20 protein-coding genes are annotated in these 17474 nt (G+C 59.1%); 12 read left to right on the forward strand and 8 right to left on the reverse strand.

Going from position 1 to position 17474, the window contains the following annotated elements; all coding sequences use genetic code 11:
* Positions 1 to 115: 115 nt before the first annotated feature.
* From QEZ49_RS08945 to QEZ49_RS08955, 3 genes are all read right to left on the reverse strand, one after another.
* Complete coding sequence (locus tag QEZ49_RS08945; protein ID WP_280386149.1) at positions 116 to 631, reverse strand: HPP family protein; 516 nt, start codon at positions 629 to 631, stop codon at positions 116 to 118.
* Positions 632 to 689: 58 nt separating this feature from the next.
* Positions 690 to 1895, reverse strand: a complete 1206-nt coding sequence (locus QEZ49_RS08950; RefSeq protein ID WP_068461873.1) for an NAD-dependent formate dehydrogenase — start codon at positions 1893 to 1895, stop codon at positions 690 to 692.
* 249 nt (positions 1896 to 2144) lie between these two features.
* Positions 2145 to 3068 (reverse strand): LysR family transcriptional regulator, encoded by a 924-nt coding sequence (locus tag QEZ49_RS08955; RefSeq protein ID WP_280386152.1) that lies wholly within the window; start codon positions 3066 to 3068, stop codon positions 2145 to 2147.
* 470 nt (positions 3069 to 3538) lie between these two features.
* Between QEZ49_RS08955 and QEZ49_RS08960 the strand changes: the two genes are divergently transcribed.
* Positions 3539 to 5116, forward strand: a complete 1578-nt coding sequence (locus QEZ49_RS08960) for a DUF882 domain-containing protein (protein ID WP_280386154.1) — start codon at positions 3539 to 3541, stop codon at positions 5114 to 5116.
* Here the strand turns inward: QEZ49_RS08960 and QEZ49_RS08965 are convergent.
* Positions 5097 to 6065, reverse strand: coding sequence for a hydrogen peroxide-inducible genes activator (locus tag QEZ49_RS08965; RefSeq protein ID WP_280386156.1), 969 nt, complete (start codon positions 6063 to 6065; stop codon positions 5097 to 5099). The genes QEZ49_RS08960 and QEZ49_RS08965 overlap by 20 nt on opposite strands.
* A 410-nt stretch (positions 6066 to 6475) precedes the next feature.
* Here QEZ49_RS08965 and QEZ49_RS08970 point away from each other — a divergent pair, with 410 nt between their 5' ends.
* Both QEZ49_RS08970 and QEZ49_RS08975 read left to right on the forward strand, forming a co-directional pair.
* Positions 6476 to 6961 carry a hypothetical protein gene (locus tag QEZ49_RS08970; protein WP_280386158.1) on the forward strand — a complete coding sequence of 162 codons (486 nt, stop codon included), beginning with the start codon at positions 6476 to 6478 and terminating at the stop codon, positions 6959 to 6961.
* A gap of 149 nt (positions 6962 to 7110) precedes the next feature.
* Positions 7111 to 7794 carry a ParB-like protein gene (locus QEZ49_RS08975; protein WP_280386160.1) on the forward strand — a complete coding sequence of 228 codons (684 nt, stop codon included), beginning with the start codon at positions 7111 to 7113 and terminating at the stop codon, positions 7792 to 7794.
* Positions 7795 to 7899: 105 nt separating this feature from the next.
* Here QEZ49_RS08975 and QEZ49_RS08980 read toward each other — a convergent pair whose 3' ends face one another.
* Positions 7900 to 8544: a Crp/Fnr family transcriptional regulator gene (locus QEZ49_RS08980; RefSeq protein WP_280386162.1), complete on the reverse strand. Its 645-nt coding sequence runs from the start codon at positions 8542 to 8544 to the stop codon at positions 7900 to 7902.
* Between the two features lie 145 nt (positions 8545 to 8689).
* Positions 8690 to 9094: a hypothetical protein gene (locus tag QEZ49_RS08985; RefSeq protein ID WP_280386163.1), complete on the reverse strand. Its 405-nt coding sequence runs from the start codon at positions 9092 to 9094 to the stop codon at positions 8690 to 8692.
* A gap of 728 nt (positions 9095 to 9822) precedes the next feature.
* On the opposite strand from QEZ49_RS08985, the gene ccoN reads away from it, so the two are divergent.
* The 9 genes from ccoN to QEZ49_RS09030 all read left to right on the forward strand — a co-directional run bounded on the left by ccoN (position 9823) and on the right by QEZ49_RS09030 (position 16530).
* Complete coding sequence (gene ccoN, locus QEZ49_RS08990) at positions 9823 to 11310, forward strand: cytochrome-c oxidase, cbb3-type subunit I (RefSeq protein ID WP_173953152.1); 1488 nt, start codon at positions 9823 to 9825, stop codon at positions 11308 to 11310.
* Positions 11311 to 11317: 7 nt separating this feature from the next.
* Positions 11318 to 12043: a cytochrome-c oxidase, cbb3-type subunit II gene (ccoO, locus tag QEZ49_RS08995; protein ID WP_280386166.1), complete on the forward strand. Its 726-nt coding sequence runs from the start codon at positions 11318 to 11320 to the stop codon at positions 12041 to 12043.
* Positions 12044 to 12051: 8 nt separating this feature from the next.
* Entirely contained in the window at positions 12052 to 12225 is a 174-nt protein-coding gene (locus tag QEZ49_RS09000; protein WP_280386167.1) for a cbb3-type cytochrome c oxidase subunit 3, read from the forward strand.
* Positions 12215 to 13090 (forward strand): cytochrome-c oxidase, cbb3-type subunit III, encoded by an 876-nt coding sequence (gene ccoP / locus QEZ49_RS09005; protein WP_280386169.1) that lies wholly within the window; start codon positions 12215 to 12217, stop codon positions 13088 to 13090. Before QEZ49_RS09000 ends, ccoP begins: the two co-directional genes overlap by 11 nt.
* Positions 13090 to 14568: a 4Fe-4S dicluster domain-containing protein gene (locus QEZ49_RS09010; protein ID WP_280386170.1), complete on the forward strand. Its 1479-nt coding sequence runs from the start codon at positions 13090 to 13092 to the stop codon at positions 14566 to 14568. The genes ccoP and QEZ49_RS09010 overlap by 1 nt, the downstream gene beginning before the upstream one ends.
* Positions 14565 to 15095, forward strand: coding sequence for a FixH family protein (locus QEZ49_RS09015; protein ID WP_280386172.1), 531 nt, complete (start codon positions 14565 to 14567; stop codon positions 15093 to 15095). The genes QEZ49_RS09010 and QEZ49_RS09015 overlap by 4 nt, the downstream gene beginning before the upstream one ends.
* Complete coding sequence (gene ccoS, locus QEZ49_RS09020) at positions 15092 to 15262, forward strand: cbb3-type cytochrome oxidase assembly protein CcoS (protein WP_280386175.1); 171 nt, start codon at positions 15092 to 15094, stop codon at positions 15260 to 15262. Before QEZ49_RS09015 ends, ccoS begins: the two co-directional genes overlap by 4 nt.
* Positions 15249 to 15629, forward strand: coding sequence for a hypothetical protein (locus QEZ49_RS09025; protein ID WP_280386177.1), 381 nt, complete (start codon positions 15249 to 15251; stop codon positions 15627 to 15629). The genes ccoS and QEZ49_RS09025 overlap by 14 nt, the downstream gene beginning before the upstream one ends.
* Before the next feature lie 196 nt (positions 15630 to 15825).
* Positions 15826 to 16530, forward strand: coding sequence for a superoxide dismutase (locus QEZ49_RS09030; RefSeq protein WP_280386179.1), 705 nt, complete (start codon positions 15826 to 15828; stop codon positions 16528 to 16530).
* Positions 16531 to 16612: 82 nt separating this feature from the next.
* On the opposite strand, the gene QEZ49_RS09035 is transcribed toward QEZ49_RS09030, so the two are convergent.
* Together QEZ49_RS09035 and QEZ49_RS09040 are read right to left on the reverse strand one after the other, a co-directional pair.
* Positions 16613 to 16813, reverse strand: a complete 201-nt coding sequence (locus QEZ49_RS09035) for a hypothetical protein (RefSeq protein WP_280386181.1) — start codon at positions 16811 to 16813, stop codon at positions 16613 to 16615.
* Between the two features lie 311 nt (positions 16814 to 17124).
* Positions 17125 to 17379 carry a hypothetical protein gene (locus QEZ49_RS09040; RefSeq protein ID WP_280386183.1) on the reverse strand — a complete coding sequence of 85 codons (255 nt, stop codon included), beginning with the start codon at positions 17377 to 17379 and terminating at the stop codon, positions 17125 to 17127.
* Positions 17380 to 17474: the final 95 nt, after the last annotated feature.

Below are 17474 nucleotides of genomic sequence, written 5' to 3' on the forward strand. Positions count from 1 at the left end.
AGGCGTGCAGCTCCTGGCTGTGAGACGGCGCCGCGTCACCCGAGGGTGGCGCGGCGTAGTCGTATCTGAAGTAGAAAGTTATCAGAATTATCGTGTGACGATATTATTCTGCCAGCTAGCGTTTCGGCAGAACGTTGTAGGCGTGGCCAGTCACAATGCGATGATAGATGTAGCCGATCAGCACGATTGAAACGGCGCCAACGGCGACCGGCATCAACAGGAACTGCCAGGACGCTGCGGCTAGAACCACGACAATCGGATTTGCGCCTGCCGGCGGATGCAGCGTGCCGGTAAGAAGCATGCCAGCGATACCGAGGCCAACGCCGACCGCCATGGCTGCCACCGGTGAGGCAATGAACATGAAAGCTAACAACCCGAGCGACGCCGTAACCAGATGGCCGCCGATGACATTGCGCGGCTGGGCCAGTGGGCTGGCCGGCGCACCAAACACAAGCGCGCAGCTGGCGCCGAACGGCGCGATGATGAGCGGAAGCGCCGTCAGATCGGCTGCGCCCGCCAGAATGGCTATGGTCAGAGTGGCGCCAATGCCGGCCAGAATGGCGTTACGCCAGGGCAATGCCCGGAATGCTTCCAGCCGCGACGGCGCCGCGTATTCTGTTGTTTCGGTCAAAACTACCCTCCCCTGAAGTGAAAACGGCGCCGGATTTCCATCCGGCGCCGCACAGGTCTTAGTTGACCTTCTTGAACTTGGCAGCTTCTTCCGAGCCGCCCGTCGCGTTGCCGGCGCTGTAGGAGTGGGCACCGACGCCCGCCAGCTTGCCGCCCTGTACGACGAGGTATTCGTCGCGGATCGGCTTGCCAGAGAAGTAGGCTTCCAGAATTTCGCGCGTTCCAGCAGCGTAACGTGCCTGGGCCGAAAGCGAAGTTCCGGAAATGTGCGGGGTCATGCCGTGATGCGGCATGGTGCGCCACGGGTGATCCTGCGGAGCGGGCTGCGGGAACCACACGTCGCCTGCATAACCGGCGAGCTTGCCGCTCTCAAGGGCGCGCACGATCGCATCGCGATCGCAGAGCTTGCCGCGAGCGGTGTTGACGAGATACGTGCCGCGCTTGAAGAACTTCAGCGTCTCGTCATTGATCATGTGCTCGGTTTCAGGGTGAAGCGGGCAGTTGAGCGTGACGATATCGCAAGCCTTGGCCAGGCTTTCGAGGCTGGTGTGGTGCGTAAGGTTCAGCTCCTTCTCAACCGACTCCGGCAGACGGTGACGATCGAGATAGTGCAGGTTGACGTCGAACGGCTTCAGCAGGCGCAGCACGCGCAGACCGATGCGGCCAGCGGCAACCGTACCAACGTGCATGCCTTCGATGTCGTAGGAGCGGGCGACGCAATCGGCGATGTTCCAGCCGCCCTTGGTCACCCAGTTGTAGGACGGGATGTAGTTGCGGACCAGCGACAGCATCTGCATCACAACGTGCTCGGCGACGCTGTTCGAGTTGCAGTACGTGACCTCGGCAACGGTGATGCCGCGATCCATGGCAGCCTGCAGGTCGGTGTGATCCGAACCGATGCCGGCGGTGATGATTGCCTTGAGCTTCGGGGCCTTCGCGATGCGCTCAGCCGTCATGTATGCGGGCCAGAACGGCTGCGAAATGACGATTTCGGCGTCGTGCAGTTCCTGGTCGAGCTTCGAGTTGGCGCCGTCCTTGTCGGACGTCACAACCAGCGTGTGACCGTTCGATTCAAGGTACTTGCGCAGGCCAAGCTCACCGGAAACGCTGCCCAGCAGCTCGCCCGGCGTGAAGTCGATGGCGGAAGGCGTCGGAGCCGTCTGGCCGTCGGGATACTTGGTGATGTTGGGAATGTCGTCGCGAGCGTAGGACTTCGGGTAGCCGTCGACGGGATCATCGTACAGCACCAACACGATCTTCGCCATGGGGGTATCTCCATCAAGGATTGGCCAAGAGGGAGCGTTTTCGGCAGACGGGGTCTGTCGAGCAGATTGCTCATGCGGGGCGGTGTGCAGGCGGCGAGCAGTTGCCGCTAATGGCCCAGCTTCTAACGCTTCCTCACCGCGATGCTCCGGGCCTTTGCAGCCACTGCTTGCGTCACGGCGAGCGGACTGTGGAAGTGCGAAGCGTACCGATCAAACGAATATGTTGAGACAACTGATCGATGGCATCAATCACGCAGTTGCGAGATCGATCCGCGTGCGGACATATTCGTTGAGCTCCAATTGGGCCGCACAGTGCAGCAAAGCGCGTGCAAGCGGGGGCAACGGATCACGGTCCGACGTTACAATGCCGATGCTCTGTTCATGGACTGGATCGATGAGATCGATCAGAACCAGATCCTCGCTGCCGGCAAATATATAGCTGAATGTGTGGGGAATTATGCTCGACCAGCCGCCGCTGCAGACATGCGAGCAAACGCTGAGGAATGAGTTTGTAGTAACGGTGGGAGTGAGCTTCAGGCCGATTGATCGGGCGAGGTTGTTCAATACGCGCCGGTTCTGCATCGTTTCGTTCAACAGGCAGAGATTTTCCATTGCGGCGTGACGCCAGGTGATCTTCGTCGCTTTGCCCCATTTCGCGGTGCGTGGCGTAACGAACACATATTTCTCGCTGTAGAGCGGCACCTTGCGCACATTCATCAGTGGTTCGTTGTCGAGATAGGTGATGCCGGCATCGAGCTCGAACTTGTCGAGACCGCGCTGGATCTCGGCTGAGGTGATGGATTGAATGTCGACGGTCACGTGCGCATGCTTGGCGCAGAATGGTTCGGTAAGTCGCGCGATCTGTGGCATCGCGGCTGGCACCACACCGAGCCGCAGAGTGCCCTTCAGGCCGCTGCGGAAGCCCTCCATGTCCTGGCGCAGGCTTTGATAGTCGGCGATGATCTGCGCAGCCCATTCGACTACGCGCTCGCCCTCGGGGGTGAAGCCCATGAAGCGCGGTTCGCGGATCACGAGCCGCATATCCAGCTCGCGTTCAAGCGCCTTGAGGCCGGCTGAAAGCGTTGACTGCGTGACGCTGCAGACCTCCGCAGCCCTGCCGAAGTGCTTCTCGCGCCCGAGCGCGACGAGATACGTCATCTGGCGAATGAACATGCTAGCCCCTTCTCCGTGAACCGCTATATCACTACGGATATAACGCATCGCGCACCAACGGCAAATGAGGCGACGATGATAGGTTCGTCCGAACGCAGTTGCAGGCCGAGAGCCTTTTGTTGAAATGCGTTCTAATTTAAATTGGATCTAACAACGCGTTATTTATGTTTACCATTTCTTGATTCAAACATCCAGTAAAGTCGGCGTTTTCACCATTTTGGAATCAAATTGAACTGCGTTGAAAATGAATAGTCCCAACAGTGGGTTAACTCGTTTCCATGTTGTCACGCTGCTGCCACGTTTCAGCCGTGCTAGGCCCCAATTACGTAATTAGAGAAGCACTCACTTGAAATTAAGGGTTTTCGATTAACCCTTAGGGATCGTGAATGCTGGTCGCATGGCGGGATGGCACGGGCGCAAGACGCCTCAACTCAAGCATCCTTTGGCCGGTCAGAACACGGGGTGGCACTTTGGTATCGCGTAGGAAGGCTATCCTCGGCGGGTTCACCGCCGCTGCACTGCTGGGCCTGAGCGCAGGCCCGCCGGACGTCGTTGCAGCCTTTGGCTCGACGCGAACGATCTCGCTGTATCACATCCACACCAAGGAAAATATCTCCGTCACCTACAAGCGTAATGGCAAGTGGGACGAAGCCGCGCTCAAGAAGCTCAACTGGTTCCTGCGCGACTGGCGCGTCGACAAGGCGACGGAAATCGATCGCAACACCATCGATATCCTGTGGGAGATGCATACCGAGCTCGGCAGCCGTAAGCCGATCCACATCATCAGCGCCTATCGCTCGCCCCACACCAACGAGATGCTGCGCAAGACCCGCGGTGGGCAGGCCAAGAAAAGCCGCCATATGACGGGGCAGGCGATCGACGCGACATTCCCCGACGTGTCGCTGAAGCGGATGCGCTACTCAGCCATCATTCGTGAGCGCGGTGGCGTCGGCTATTACCCCACATCCGGCATTCCGTTCGTGCACGTTGATACCGGTCCGGTGCGCGCATGGCCGCGGCTGCTTCGCAACGAGCTGGCGCTACTGTTCCCGAACGGGCGTTCAAAGCATCGGCCATCATCAGGGGGCGAGCTGACGCCTGGCGACGTTCGCAAGGCGCGCCAGAACAAGGAGCTGGTGCAGCAGATTGCTGCGTTCCATGAGCAGCGCAAAAATCCGCGGCCGGTCACGATCGTGGCGGAAGCGCAGTCACTGCCGCCGATCGAGCTTGCGCCGCCACCCGCACCCGCACAAACTTCGCGTCCATCGCTGAGTATTCCTCCGGCGCCGATTGCGCGTCAGCAGGTGGCGTCCATCGGCATGCCGGCGCTGGTGCCGCCCGCGCCGACGCTGGCAAAGCGTCCCGTCGCAGCTGTTCCGCCACCATCGGATGTGGATCGCGGGCGTTTGAACCATCTGGTGACGCTGGCCTCGCTTGGCCCCTCGGAAGTGATGATCCGCACGAACGAAGCTTCAGCGGCCGACCGGCGTCAGCTTGAGGCGCTGGTGCGCAGAGCTGCATTTGTTGCGCCCGATGCGCCAATGTCAGCGCCCGTGGTCGAGCCGCCGGCGAAACCGTTGCAAACGGCGGCGCTGAGCCAGCACGGGCACGTGCAGCCGGGGCCGATAAAGATGGAGCCGGGTCCGCCGTTAAGGCCGCACACCGCGCACGATGCTGGGGCTGACGAAAATGGCCGTTGGGCTTCAGCGCCGGAGTTCGATGACGATCACCCGGAAGAGCTTTCCTATCGTCCGTTTCCGGTCGCGCCGTTCCTGACGCAATCGGCCTCCGCCGATGACGAAGTGTTCCTCAAGCTTGTCCACCCGGATCTGAATCGGACGCTTGATCTGCTCGACGACAAGCCGATCGTTCTGCCCATGCGTTTACGCCCCGGCGATCAGATCGGTGAGGTTCTGTGGGCGCAGCAGTTTAAGGGTAGTGCAGTGGATTTTTCCGCCCATGAACACCAGGCGCCCGGTACGCAGGTTGGTGCGCAAGTGGCAGGTGCGGGCATGACATCCCGTTCGGTCAGGACTTCTGCGCGTTAGTGCTGGCGGGATTGTTCGGCACAGTTTCGCGTTGAGCCGGGGGTATCAACGCTTTCGACCATGCGAGGTTGATAAGGCGGCCCAGTTCGCGGAAGTCGTCGGCGCGGGGCGATGTTGCGCGCCACGCAAGACCAACCGTGCGCAAGGGCTGCGGTTCCACAAAACGTGTGATGCCGATATCCCGCCCGCGCGCTTCCACGTTCAGGCACATCTCCGGCAGTAGGGTGATACCGTAGCCAGCGGCGACCATCTCAACGATGGTTGAAAGGCTGGAAACGCCGAATGTGTTGACCGCCGACGACTGTTGCAGGCTGCAATAGGTGAGCGCCTGCTCCCGCAAGCAATGTCCTTCCTCAAGCAGCAGCAGGCGTTCGTGCTCGATCAGATCCTTGGTCGCGCGCACGCGGCTTGCGAGCTTCTTGGATTTCGGCAGCGCCAGCAGGAAGTGGTCGTCAAACAAAGGCATCGTCTCGATGTCCGCCTGCGTGATCGGCAGTGCTAACAGCACGACATCGAGTTTGCCCTCGGTCAGCTCCTGCATCAGCAGCAGCGTTTGCGTTTCGCGGACATGCAACTCAAGAGTGGGATAGCCTTCCCGCAGCAGCGGCAGCAATGGCGGCAGCATGTAGGGCGCAATCGATGGAATGACGCCCAGTCGCAGCGAGCCAGCAAGCACGTTGTTGGCGTGCAGGGCGAAGTCGATCATCTCGTTGACGTCACACAGGATGCGCGCGGCTCTGGCGGCAATTTCGCGACCCTTGTCGGAAAGCAGCACACCGGAACGCGTCCGTTCGACCAGCACCAGGCCGAGCTGCTGCTCCAGCTCGGTGATTTGCATCGACAGGGCTGGCTGCGTGATCGAGCACGCTTCGGCGGCGCGCCCGAAGTGTTGTTCGCGGGCGAGCGCGTCAAAGTAGCGTAGCTGTTTCAGCGTAACGTGAGGTCGCATAAGAAATACTGATCCAAACCAGCATAACATCCGATTGGATCTTATGGTGCCACCTGCCTACACCATCTGCAACGACGATGTGGCCGCTGGTATTCACGGCTTCGTCATTCTGATCGGCAGGGTAAGGGAAACCACGCCCTCTAGCCGTGGGCGCCTCGGCCGAGCGCCGAATTTGGCCGGGGCGCTCTTACTCTTCCTGTCACCTCCCGCCGCTTCAATCTTCCCATCGTCTCGGAGCGCGCTTCGGAAGAACAGGCATCGCAGTCATGTGCGTGGCCTAACCGCCAGCGGTAGAGCGTCAGCCCATGATGCTTCAGCGCATAGCTTCGCGCGTGTTTAACCGGGCGACATCATTCTGTGCGTCTATCGTTTGATTGATGCCTCTGCATCGGTCGTCACGATATTGCCATGTGATTGTCGCGCTTCCGACGAACGATCAAGGCATCGTATCCGAACTTGTGATGATAGCTGCATCGGGGGAAGAGATGCTGCCGGATATGATCGCAAGCATCATCCTTGCGGGGATGATGCTCGTTCCAATTCTCAATCTTTTTGTTGGGGTAATCGTAGGCGCCGGCATTGCCGGTGCTTCCGGAGCCGCAGCCGGGCTGCTTGTTGCGCTGCTGATCATGGCGGTGGAACATATGGCAGTATCCGGTGTGTACACTGCTGCGCTTTTGGCCCGTCCGCTTAAGCGGGCCAACGCACTTCTAATCGCTCAACCACAGCCGTTCTCGGTCAGGCGCAATGCGGTTGCTATACGTAACGCGTCGCGCAATCGTGCCGTGCCCAGGTTTGCGCGCAGGTTGAGACACGAGCAGGGGCCAGCCCATGCTCTGTCAGGAATGGTCGGTGTAAGACCGTCGGCGAAATCACCGTTGTCGATCTCGTACTGAACTCGAACTCAGATTGATGACAGTCAATCACCAACAGGGCGGAGGCAGCGTTTTGATGTCGCTTCTTCCGGCCTGTTTCCATTTTAACCAAGGGTTAACCCCGTTACCAAGAAACTGGCGCTGTCTTGGATCGCATTCTTGGGGAACGGATGCCGCCAGTCTTATCTGGAAAACGCGCTGCACTGCGCGACCTGCCGCCATCGATTATTTTCAGTGACATTGATACGCAGCCCATACAGCGGGTGGCCGTCGATGCGCTACGTCCCACGCAGATGGCGGTCGGGATGCGTGCCGTTGAGGCCAAGCGCGAGAAGCTTGCACGCCTCACCAAGCGGCCACGGAAGCTGACGCATTATTTGCAGAGGCGAGCCATTCCCGCAGTGCTTGGCCCGGGCGAAGAACTCTACATCATCGATCATCATCACCTCAGTCTGGCGCTATTCCAGAGCGGCGTGCCTGATACCTTCGTGCGTGTGGTCGCGGATTTCTCCAATCGTCGGCGGCTGGCGTTTTTGCGCGCGATGCAGGCGCACGGCTGGTTGCGGTCGTGCGACGGTGAAGGGCGCACGATATCGCCCGTTCTGCTGCCCGCTACGGTGGGGCACTTGCAGGCAGATCATTATCGCGATCTTGCGTGGTCGGTGAGAGAGGCGGGCGGGTTCAGGAAATCGCCGATCCCGTTCAGCGAATTCGTTTGGGCGGATTTCTTCCGCGAACACATTCCGGCTGAGCTGGTCCAGCAGGATTTTCTCTCGGCGCACAGAACTGCCATGCGCATCGCACGGTCGCGCTCGGCTTCTCACTTGCCAGGCTGCAAGCGCGGCAAGTCCTGACCGACGAACGGCGACCGTTTCGAGTACCGGCCGCCGTTATTTGCTGTCAGATAATTTGTGCTGATTGAACGCTGTCGCGGATCGGATGGATTGGGCCGGGCCGCTTTAGCTGCCAGCTTGCTCGTCGCAGAACCGCTGCAGCAGGACAGGGTCGGTAATCACGATCTTGTCCCGGCGTGTGGTCTGGATGGCGCCACTCTGCTTGAGAGCCTTGATAGCGCGGCACACGGTTTCGATCGCAAGGCCGAGGTAGCTCGCCATGTCCGCCTGGGGCAATGCAACGCGTTCATGCGGAACCTTGTCGGTAATGCTCGGCAGCGACAGCACAAGCTTGGCTACGGAGGCCGTGGCCGACGTGCGCATGCGGGTGCGGCTCTCTTCCTGCAACTTCTCAAGCTTGCGGGTCAGAGCCCAGCCAATGCGCCTTTGCAACTGAGGTGAATTCTCGATGGCGCTGCGGCCGATGCTGGCGAGCGTCGATCGCGTCAAGGCTTCCGCCTTGCAGCCGTAGTGCGGCCCCGAAACCATGCCCAGCACGGCGCCCGGACCGGCAACCTCGATTACTTCTCTCTGCCCGGCAGCGCTAAGGCGCGTGACGACAACTGCGCCGGAGATGACCTGGAAGATGACGTCATTGACCTGGTCGGCATCAAAGATCGTCTGGCCTTTGGAATAGATCACGCTGGTGATCTTGTCCGCGTAGCTGTCCAGCCGTGGTGTGTCGGAGGGCACTGGAGAGGCCGTGCTCATCACTTCTCGTACGGGTGTGCTTGCTAGTTCCTGCGCTATGGGAGTTACACGCGCAGTATTCTCGGATCGCGACATATTTCGTCTCGCCACAAATCGTTCTGTCGGCGTTGGACAGAACGACGTCATTGAATGGAACGTAGGTTGGTCAGGCGAGATCGGTCGGTGGCGCGCGCGGCTGCGCGATTACTTCAAAGCGATGTGCCGCTCCGGTGTGAATTGAAGTCGAGTTTTGCGCGTAGCGTGTCGCAATTGGCGGAGCGACGTTCGCAATTGCAGACAAGGCTGCCGGTGTCGACAGCAGCAGGAATGCGTCACACAACGTACGTTGCGTCGAATGGAGAGACGCAAGCGATGCGCGCGGTGGTGTGTTGTCGTCGTTATCACTGCGCGTGCAGATCGAAGGCAGTGCGCCATCCGGCAGCGCATAGGCCGCAAGATCCGGACCCGTAGGGCGCGAAGGGCGATGCGCAAGCGGCACGGCCAACAGCGCCAGCCCGTAGAGGGCGGCGAGCAGTAATCTGGCGCTGTATGAACGTCGAGGATTCCACATGGTGCAGCATCGTATGCAGGACCATTTGAAAGCGTCAATTTATCCCTCGGAAAACAACCAGTAAGTCGCAGTTGCCGTAAGGCAGAATGTCGCGATCGGGTTGACCGCGATCACTCCCGTGGATGCTCTTTGTTTGAGTTAAAAGGTGTGCAGTGAATTTTCGTCGACTGAAGTCAATTTGGCTGCGACGTAAGTGTTCGTTGACCCCCGGGGGGTGCCATAGGCCACTAAGGTCCATGCTGAGAGAGATTGACGCATTGGTCCTGGTGGAAACAAGCGCCGTATGCAGGCGCTTCCTGTCTCCACTCGATCCGAGGCCTGATCTCTCTCGCGACATAACGTCGGTACGGCTTGCCTGGGGAAGCAACCTTCGTGCAGATGTCCGGCGCTTCAGGAACGAACCTGGGCGCAGGAATCCGTCGGGAAGCAAACCCGGTTACGGCCCAAACAAAATAAGGGAAGCCGGCGCATGCCTGTCATGCGCTGTTGGATCGGTTCGTTGCCGGCGCTGCACGGTTGCTAACCAAATTCCGCTTCCAGCAGAGGAAACGCTAACGCGCGGTAGCAGACGACACGCTTGATGTGGTGCGAATGCGCGCTGCGCCAAGTGTGGGCCGAGCGTAGCCACACAGAAATGAGAACGAGCTGTCATGTGCGCCAGGGGTGCCGGACGGCTTATCGGCGGGATCAGGTGCGTCAGCACGCTCTAATGGAATTTTGTTATCGCGATGGCCATAGCAGCAGCAACAACACCATTATCGGACGTTCACGACAGAACCACTTCGGTTCCCGAATATAACGAAAGCGTCATACGCGCATTCACCGTGGCGACGGTCCTCTGGGCCGTCTTCGGTCTTTCGGCCGGCGTGTGGGTCGCGCTGCTTCTGGCGTTTCCTCAGCTCAACGTCGGCGAATTCTTCACGTTCGGTCGCCTGCGTCCGGTGCACACTTCGGGTGTGATCCTGGGCTTTGGTGGCAACGCGCTGCTGGCGACATCGCTATACGTCGTGCAACGCACCTGTCAGGCTCGACTGTGGGGTGGGCGGAATCTCGCCAGCCTGCTGTTCTGGAGCTACCAGATTGTGATGGTGGCCGCCGTCATCAGCTATCCGCTCGGCCTGACGCAGTCGCAGGAATATGCGGAGCCGGAATGGTTCCTGGACATCCTGATCACGCTGGTCTGGCTGCTGTATCTCGCCATCTTCGTCGGCACGCTGGTCAATCGTCGCGAACCGCATATCTACGTCGCGAACTGGTTCTTCCTGGCCTTCATCATCACCGTTGCCGTGCTGCACATCGTCAACAACATGGCGATGCCGATCTCGTGGACGTCAACGAAGAGCTATTCGTTTTACTCCGGCGTTCAGAGCGCCATGATCCAGTGGTGGTACGGGCACAACATGGTGGGCTTCTGGCTTACCGCCGGCTTCATCGGCATGATGTACTACTTTGTGCCGAAGCAGGCTGAGCGTCCGATCTACTCCTACCGTCTGTCGATCGTGCACTTCTGGGCGCTGGTGTTCCTGTATATCTGGGTCGGTCCGCACCATCTTCACTTCACGGCGCTGCCTGACTGGACTCAGACCCTTGGCGCCGCTTTCTCGATCATGCTTTGGATCCCGTCTTGGGGCGGCATGATTAACGGCATCATGACGCTTTCGGGCGCCTGGCATAAGCTGCGCACCGATCCGATCATTCGCTTCCTCGTCGTGGCTGTTGCCTTCTACGGCATGTCGACGTTCGAAGGTCCGCTAATGGCGCTGAAGCCTGTGAACGCGCTTTCGCACTACACGGACTGGACCGTTGGCCACGTGCATTCCGGTGCATTGGGATGGTGCGCGTTGATGGCGTTCGGATCGCTGTATCACCTCGCAGGCAAGCTTTGGAACCGTCCGCTGTGGTCAATGAAGCTGGTCGAGGTTCACTTCTGGCTCGCTGCTATCGGCATCGTTCTCTACATCACCGCGATGTGGGTCTCGGGTATTACCCAGGGCCTGATGTGGAAGGCTTATGACGACTACGGCTTCCTTATGTACTCGTTCACCGACAGCGTCGCGATGCTGCATCCCTACTATGTCGTCCGTGCACTTGGCGGAATCTTCTTCCTCGCCGGCGCCATCCTGTTCGCGATCAACATCTTCATGACGATCTACGGGGCGCATGAGCAAAAGTCCGCTGACAAGCGACTTTCTGCTCGCCCGGCCCCTGCGGAGTAAGCCGATTATGAATCACGCACTCATTGAAAAATCGGTCGCTCTGCTGTTCATGCTGACGTTCATCGTCATCTCGATCGGCGGCCTTGTACAGATCGTGCCGCTGTTCAAGATCGCAACAACCGTTCCGCCGGTTGAAGGCATGCGTCCCTACACGCCGCTTGAGCAGCTGGGACGTAACATCTACACGCGCGAAGGCTGCTACACGTGTCACAGCCAGATGATCCGTCCGTTCCGCGATGAAGTGGAGCGCTACGGCCATTATTCGATCCCGGCTGAGAGCATGTACGATCACCCGTTCCTCTGGGGATCGAAGCGCACCGGTCCGGATCTGGCGCGCGTCGGCGGCAAGTATTCGAATGCTTGGCAGCTGGCGCATCTCGTCAATCCGCAGAGCGTGGTGCCGGTATCGATCATGCCGTCATACGCGTTCCTCAAGAATAAGCCGCTGCAGTACGATGACATCGATCTGCATCTCAATGCGCTGCGCTCGGTTGGTGTGCCCTACAGCGACGAGATGCTCGAAAAGGCTCGCGCCGACATTGAGGCGCAGGCAACTGGGCAGGGTGATACTGACGATTTGCTGAAGCGCTATCCCAAGGCGCGGCTGGGCGACTTCGACGCCAATCCATCTGAGATTACCGAGATGGATGCATTGATTGCGTACCTGCAGATCCTCGGTGCACTCGTCGACTTTTCCGAACCCGGTGCAGCCAACGCAACCCCGGCGAAATGAGACCGCTTATGAGCAACCAATTTTATGCACTGCTTGAGGCATGGTGGCCGGTTTTCGGACTCGTGCCGTTTCTAGCAATCGTTCTTTACGTCATGCGTCCGGGCGCCAAGGCCAAGGCCGAATACAAGCACGACGCTGAAATTCCGTTTGAGGACGGGAAGGACGATCGCAATGGCAAGTGAGCGTCGCTACGATCCCGTAACCGGCCAGTATACGACCGGCCATCAGTGGGACGGGATTGAAGAACTGAGCACCCCGCTGCCGCGCTGGTGGGTGATCTCGCTGGTGGTGTGTTTCATCATCGCTATCATCTACGCGTTCCTGTATCCCGCGTGGCCGACGACGAAGACCTACTACACGGGTCTTCTCGGCTGGACGAGCCACAGCGAACTGGCGGAATATCAGACCGAAGCGCGCGCGGGACAGGCGCATTGGCGCGAACAGATTGCCGCCAATACGGTGGGCGATATCGCTGCTTCCGATGATCTGCGGACTTTCGCGGTTGCTGGCGGTAAGGCGCTCTTCAATGAGAACTGCGCGGGCTGTCATGGCATCGGGGCCGGCGGTCAGCAGGGGCAATTCCCGTCGCTGATCGATGACGACTGGCTGTGGGGTGGTACGCTGGATGACATCTACCAGACGGTGACACACGGCATCCGCAACACCGATGAGTCTAGCCGCCAATCGGAAATGCCTTCGTTCAAGGACATGATGAGCGAAGAGGAAATCGCTGCCACCGCAAAGTTCGTGCTGGCGATGTCCGATACGTCCGTTTCGGCCGAAACACGCAACGCAATGCCCGGCGCTGAGCTTTACACTAACAATTGTGCCGGCTGCCACGGCGCTGAGGGTGAAGGCATGCGCATGATGGGTGTGCCGGCTCTCGCAGATCAGATCTGGCTGTATGGCGAAACGGAAGAAGCCATTCGCAATCAGATCGTGCGGCCCAAGATGGGCAGCATGCCGGCGTGGGGCGGTCGACTGGGCGATGATGCAGTCAAGATGCTGTCCGTTTACGTTCATTCGCTCGGCGGCGGAGAGAAGTGATGCATACCCATGCATCCACAGCACTGGGGCATGCCTCCGCGCAAAGAGCGCCGCGCACAGGCACGCCTCATGCCGCAACCGGAAGGTTTCGGCAGGTCAAGACCGCGCTTACGGTGTTTTTGCTGGGTCTTTACTACATTGTGCCGTGGGTGCGCTGGACGCGGGGCGGTGAAAGCTCGCAGGCCGTCATGTTCGACGCTTCGGCGCAACGCTTCTATTTCTTTGGCCTGGAGTTCTGGCCGCATGATCTGCCGCTGCTGCTCGGTCTTTTGATCTTTTCCGCAGCGGCGCTTTTTTTTGTGACATCGCTTTTCGGTCGCGTGTGGTGCGGCTTTGCCTGTCCGCAAACGGTATGGACTGATCTCTTTTTTGCGATCGATCGCCGCGTAGATCGCATGCTCGGCCGCGATCATCCGCTCGGCCAATGGGCGAAGACAGGCGTTCACGTCGTTGTTGCCATCTTCACTGGCTTCACGTTCGCTGGATTTTTCACCAACATTGTCGAGCTTGGGCCGCAGTTCATTTCGGGCCAAGCTTCGATCGTAGCTTACGTCACGGTCGGTGTGCTCACGTTCACGACTTACACGCTGGCCGCACATGCGCGCGAAAACGTTTGTCTGCACATGTGCCCGTGGCCGCGTTTCCAGGCGGCGCTGCTGGACCCTGAAAGTCTGGTCGTCACCTATCAGAACTGGCGCGGAGAACCGCGCGCGCGTGCACGCGTGCCGCTGCGGCCGGAAATCGCTACACTTGATAGCAGCGCCTATATCATGCCGCGCGTGGCGACCGCGTCAGTGGCGGGCAGCAGTGCTGCAACCACCTATCGCGGAGACTGCATCGACTGCGGCAAGTGCGTGAGCAGTTGCCCGACACGGATCGATATTCGCGAAGGCTTGCAGCTCGGCTGCATCGGCTGCGGCCTTTGCATCGACGCGTGCAACACGGTGATGGAGCGTATCGGCCGCCCGCACGGCCTCATCAACATGGCGCCGGAGTTGTCTTCGGTTGGTGGGTGTGCAGGAAAATCCGGTCGGATCCGGCTTTTCCGGGCCAAGCCGATGTTCTTCGCATCCATAATGATGGTTACGGGTTCGGCGATGGCCTGGGCATTGGCGACGCGCAGTGATGTAAACGCCGCTGTTGAGCATCAGCGCCAGCCGCCGTTCGTGAAACTTTCCGATGGCAGCATCCGCAACGATTACACGCTGCGCTTCAGCCGCTTGGGTGTTCATGATTCCAACGTTGAAATACGAGTCGAAGGGCTCGACGGCGCAGCGATCCGTCTGAGCAACAGCGCACAGGCTTCGTTTACTCAGGGCGCCCGCCGTTCGTTCAGCGATCGGGTGATGGTGACGGTTCCGAAGGGCAGTGTCCCCAAGGTGCGCGTGCCGATTGCCTTTGTGATCACTGACCGCGAAACCCGTGCGCCTGTTGCGCGGCTGGAAACTTACTTCTGGGGACCGGGAGGCGTGCGATGATCAATTACCTTCGGGGGCTGTTCCGCAACGACCGCTGGATACCGGCTTCGTTTGTGCTGTTCTTTATCTTCCTGACGGGCGTTGAGGCGGTGCTCATCACGCTAGCGGTCGGCAGCTTCACCGGGCTTTCCGATCCAGACCCCTACCAACGTGGGCTCACCTATAATGATACGCTCAAGGAGCGTAAGAAGGATCGCGAGCTGGGCTGGCGCATCAGCGTCGATTTCGATCGCAACGGTGATCTCGACGGAGAGGTTACTGTGGTCGCCTATGATCGTGACGGCACGCCGCTGACCACGGCGACCGTTACCGGTACGATTGGAAGGCCGGCAGGTGGTCACGAGCCAGTGGCTATTCCGTTCGGTCCGCTCATAAGCGGTAAAGCAACCGCGAGAGTTTCGGTGCCGACGCCGGGGCGTTGGTTCCTGTACATCCGCATCGAAGACGGTGACACCAAAATCGAGCGTCGCCGGGAAATCTTCATCGAGAACGCATTGACGCAAAATCAGTTAGGGAGGGCGTTATGAGTAGTCTGCTGCTTCTCATCCCCATCGCTCTGGCATTGGGTGCGCTTTATCTGATTGCGTTTCTGTGGAGTTTGCGCGCCGGGCAGTACGACGATCTTGAAGGCGCTGCAGCCCGCATCCTATTCGAAGACGAGCCAATGGAGCGTGACGACCGTGACCGTGACTAGCTATTCGACAGTGTTTCCGAAGGATACGCCGGAGCGTAAACGCGCGCGGGCAATTCTGGCGGTATTCAACTCGACTATGGCGCTCTTCATCGGTGCGATGACGGTTGGTTGGCCGGTCGGATTGGCAGTGGCCGTCGTGCTGGCTGTGCTGCCGTATGCGCCGCTGCTGCTGCGCGTCGTTCCGGAGCTGGTCGCGGAAAACAAGCTTTCTTCTGCGCTCGCCGCATTTCTTGCAGGCGCCGTAGTGGGCACGGTGATTTGGGGCTTTTCGGTCGCGTTCTATATCGCGCTGGCATTGGTGCCGGTAATGCTGATGACCATCCTCTACGCTGCGGTTTCGAATCCGCAGATTTCTAGCGTCGATTAGAAACGTTATATCTGACGCCGATATATCTGCAGAACTGTCATGAGAAAGGGGAGCATCGCGCTCCCTTTTTTTGTGCGCGGACTGCCCCACATGGTGAGTGCGCGCCGCAGTTGTCCAGTTTTGGCGTTGCGTGGAACATGCCAGCGCCAGCGCGCGTTTTATCGTGGGCCGGGGCTTTCGGAGAAGGAAGCTAGCGATGAGGAAACTGACTGGAGCGCTTGCGTTCGCGGCAGTGCTTGCAACAACCGCTGTCGGGTTTGCTGCCGAACCGAAACCTGCATTTGAGTTGCCGCCACTGCCTTACGCAGCCAACGCGCTGGAACCTGTGATCGATGCCAAGACGATGGAGATCCATCATGGCAAGCACCATCAGGCGTATGTAACGGGGCTCAACAAGGCGATTGCAGCCGATAAGGCGTTAGAGGGCAAATCTCTTGAGGAGTTGCTTGCTAAGGCCGGCACTCTGCCTGCTGCGGTGCGTAACAATGCGGGCGGCCACTGGAACCACTCGCAGTTCTGGAAGTCGATGAAGGCGCCAGGCACCGGCGGCAAGCCAGCAGATGCACTTGCAAAGGCCATTGAGACAAAGTTCGGCAGCATCGATGAGTTCAAGCAGAAGTTCCAGACCGCAGGCGTGGGCCGCTTTGGCTCAGGTTGGGTTTGGCTGATTGTGACGCCGGGTGGCGAGCTGGAAATCACCTCGACGCCCAATCAGGACAATCCGCTGATGGATGTTGCGGAGGTAAAAGGTGCGCCGATCCTGGGCAACGATTTGTGGGAGCACGCCTACTACCTGAAATATCAGAACCGCCGCGCAGACTATCTCAGCGCCTGGTGGGATCTCGTCGACTGGGCTGAAGTTTCCAAGCGCTTTGATGCTGCAAAATCAGCCGCGAATTGATTTCCAATCTTTCGATCATATGAGACTTGGAGCGGCGCCTTAATGGCGCCGCTCTGCATTTCGCTACAGGCACAAATGATGGTCAGGCTGCTGCTTCGAGCAACTTCTTCGCTGTGTCGGCAGCAATGCGATCGTGCTCAACGGCAAGATTGAACCAACGGGCCTTGATGGTGTCATTGCTTGCACGTTGATACAGGCGGAAATATCGATCCGTGCGCCGCTGCGCGTGCTTTATGATAGACTGCAGGTGCTTGATATTCGTGATTGAAGACGTCGAGGACATGCGTCACTTCCAACTTGAAGTGTGCGGCTGCCATGTACGTGCGTGCACAGACTGCGAACGGTCGATCCATTCGCACGCAAATGCGCATTAGCCGCCAAATTTTGAATGAGTTCGTTCGCCCACCCGGAACTGCGATAGCGTTCCGGGGCTACTGCCCGGCTTTGTGACGCCGAGCCTCCGCATGTACTTCATTGGTCATAAAAATCATGGCAGCGAAGGCTAGAGCTTCCCCGTTGGGAAAACAAGCTCCCGGGCCCTGATGTCTCTCGGTGTCATGTGCAGCGTCGTCGCTGTTTGCTTGACCAGATCCGCTACCGTTCTACCGGTGTCACGGCGCCCATGACATTGGTTTGCACTACGCCCTCAATGGGTGTGATTTTCGTCAGCACGGCTGCATTGGCGTCGCGACCTGATGGGCAGTCGAGCTGAGCGACAAGCTTGTCGTCCGCCAGCACCACGACATTAGCCAGTTTGCAGGTATCGAATTCAATTGATCTGATTTTTGTACTGACATCCCCGGCGTTGGCCGCTCGCAGCAGTTCAATCAGCAGATACACCTTAACCATCTTCTCCGCTCCGGTTGCGTGGCGCTGGAGGAATAACGCTATGGCCTGCTCTGCGGGTTCCGAGCACGGAGCAAGATGCTGATCGAGAGATGCAG

The sequence above is a fragment of the Hyphomicrobium sp. D-2 genome (assembly GCF_029872155.1).
In the GTDB taxonomy this organism is placed as follows: Bacteria; Pseudomonadota; Alphaproteobacteria; order Rhizobiales; family Hyphomicrobiaceae; genus Hyphomicrobium_A.

What these genes read in the sequence shown, in the direction of transcription:
- ccoP (WP_280386169.1), top strand. Translation starts at nt 12,215, where the DNA reads ATGGCAAGTGAGCGTCGCTACGATCCCGTAACCGGCCAGTATACGACC.
- QEZ49_RS08980 (WP_280386162.1), bottom strand. Translation starts at nt 8,544, where the DNA reads ATGAGCACGGCCTCTCCAGTGCCCTCCGACACACCACGGCTGGACAGC.
- QEZ49_RS08975 (WP_280386160.1), top strand. Translation starts at nt 7,111, where the DNA reads ATGCCGCCAGTCTTATCTGGAAAACGCGCTGCACTGCGCGACCTGCCG.
- ccoO (WP_280386166.1), top strand. Translation starts at nt 11,318, where the DNA reads ATGAATCACGCACTCATTGAAAAATCGGTCGCTCTGCTGTTCATGCTG.
- QEZ49_RS08965 (WP_280386156.1), bottom strand. Translation starts at nt 6,065, where the DNA reads ATGCGACCTCACGTTACGCTGAAACAGCTACGCTACTTTGACGCGCTC.
- QEZ49_RS09015 (WP_280386172.1), top strand. Translation starts at nt 14,565, where the DNA reads ATGATCAATTACCTTCGGGGGCTGTTCCGCAACGACCGCTGGATACCG.
- QEZ49_RS09035 (WP_280386181.1), bottom strand. Translation starts at nt 16,813, where the DNA reads ATGTCCTCGACGTCTTCAATCACGAATATCAAGCACCTGCAGTCTATC.
- QEZ49_RS09040 (WP_280386183.1), bottom strand. Translation starts at nt 17,379, where the DNA reads ATGGTTAAGGTGTATCTGCTGATTGAACTGCTGCGAGCGGCCAACGCC.
- QEZ49_RS09000 (WP_280386167.1), top strand. Translation starts at nt 12,052, where the DNA reads ATGAGCAACCAATTTTATGCACTGCTTGAGGCATGGTGGCCGGTTTTC.
- ccoN (WP_173953152.1), top strand. Translation starts at nt 9,823, where the DNA reads ATGGCCATAGCAGCAGCAACAACACCATTATCGGACGTTCACGACAGA.
- QEZ49_RS08985 (WP_280386163.1), bottom strand. Translation starts at nt 9,094, where the DNA reads ATGTGGAATCCTCGACGTTCATACAGCGCCAGATTACTGCTCGCCGCC.
- QEZ49_RS08955 (WP_280386152.1), bottom strand. Translation starts at nt 3,068, where the DNA reads ATGTTCATTCGCCAGATGACGTATCTCGTCGCGCTCGGGCGCGAGAAG.
- QEZ49_RS09030 (WP_280386179.1), top strand. Translation starts at nt 15,826, where the DNA reads ATGAGGAAACTGACTGGAGCGCTTGCGTTCGCGGCAGTGCTTGCAACA.
- QEZ49_RS08950 (WP_068461873.1), bottom strand. Translation starts at nt 1,895, where the DNA reads ATGGCGAAGATCGTGTTGGTGCTGTACGATGATCCCGTCGACGGCTAC.
- ccoS (WP_280386175.1), top strand. Translation starts at nt 15,092, where the DNA reads ATGAGTAGTCTGCTGCTTCTCATCCCCATCGCTCTGGCATTGGGTGCG.
- QEZ49_RS09010 (WP_280386170.1), top strand. Translation starts at nt 13,090, where the DNA reads ATGCATACCCATGCATCCACAGCACTGGGGCATGCCTCCGCGCAAAGA.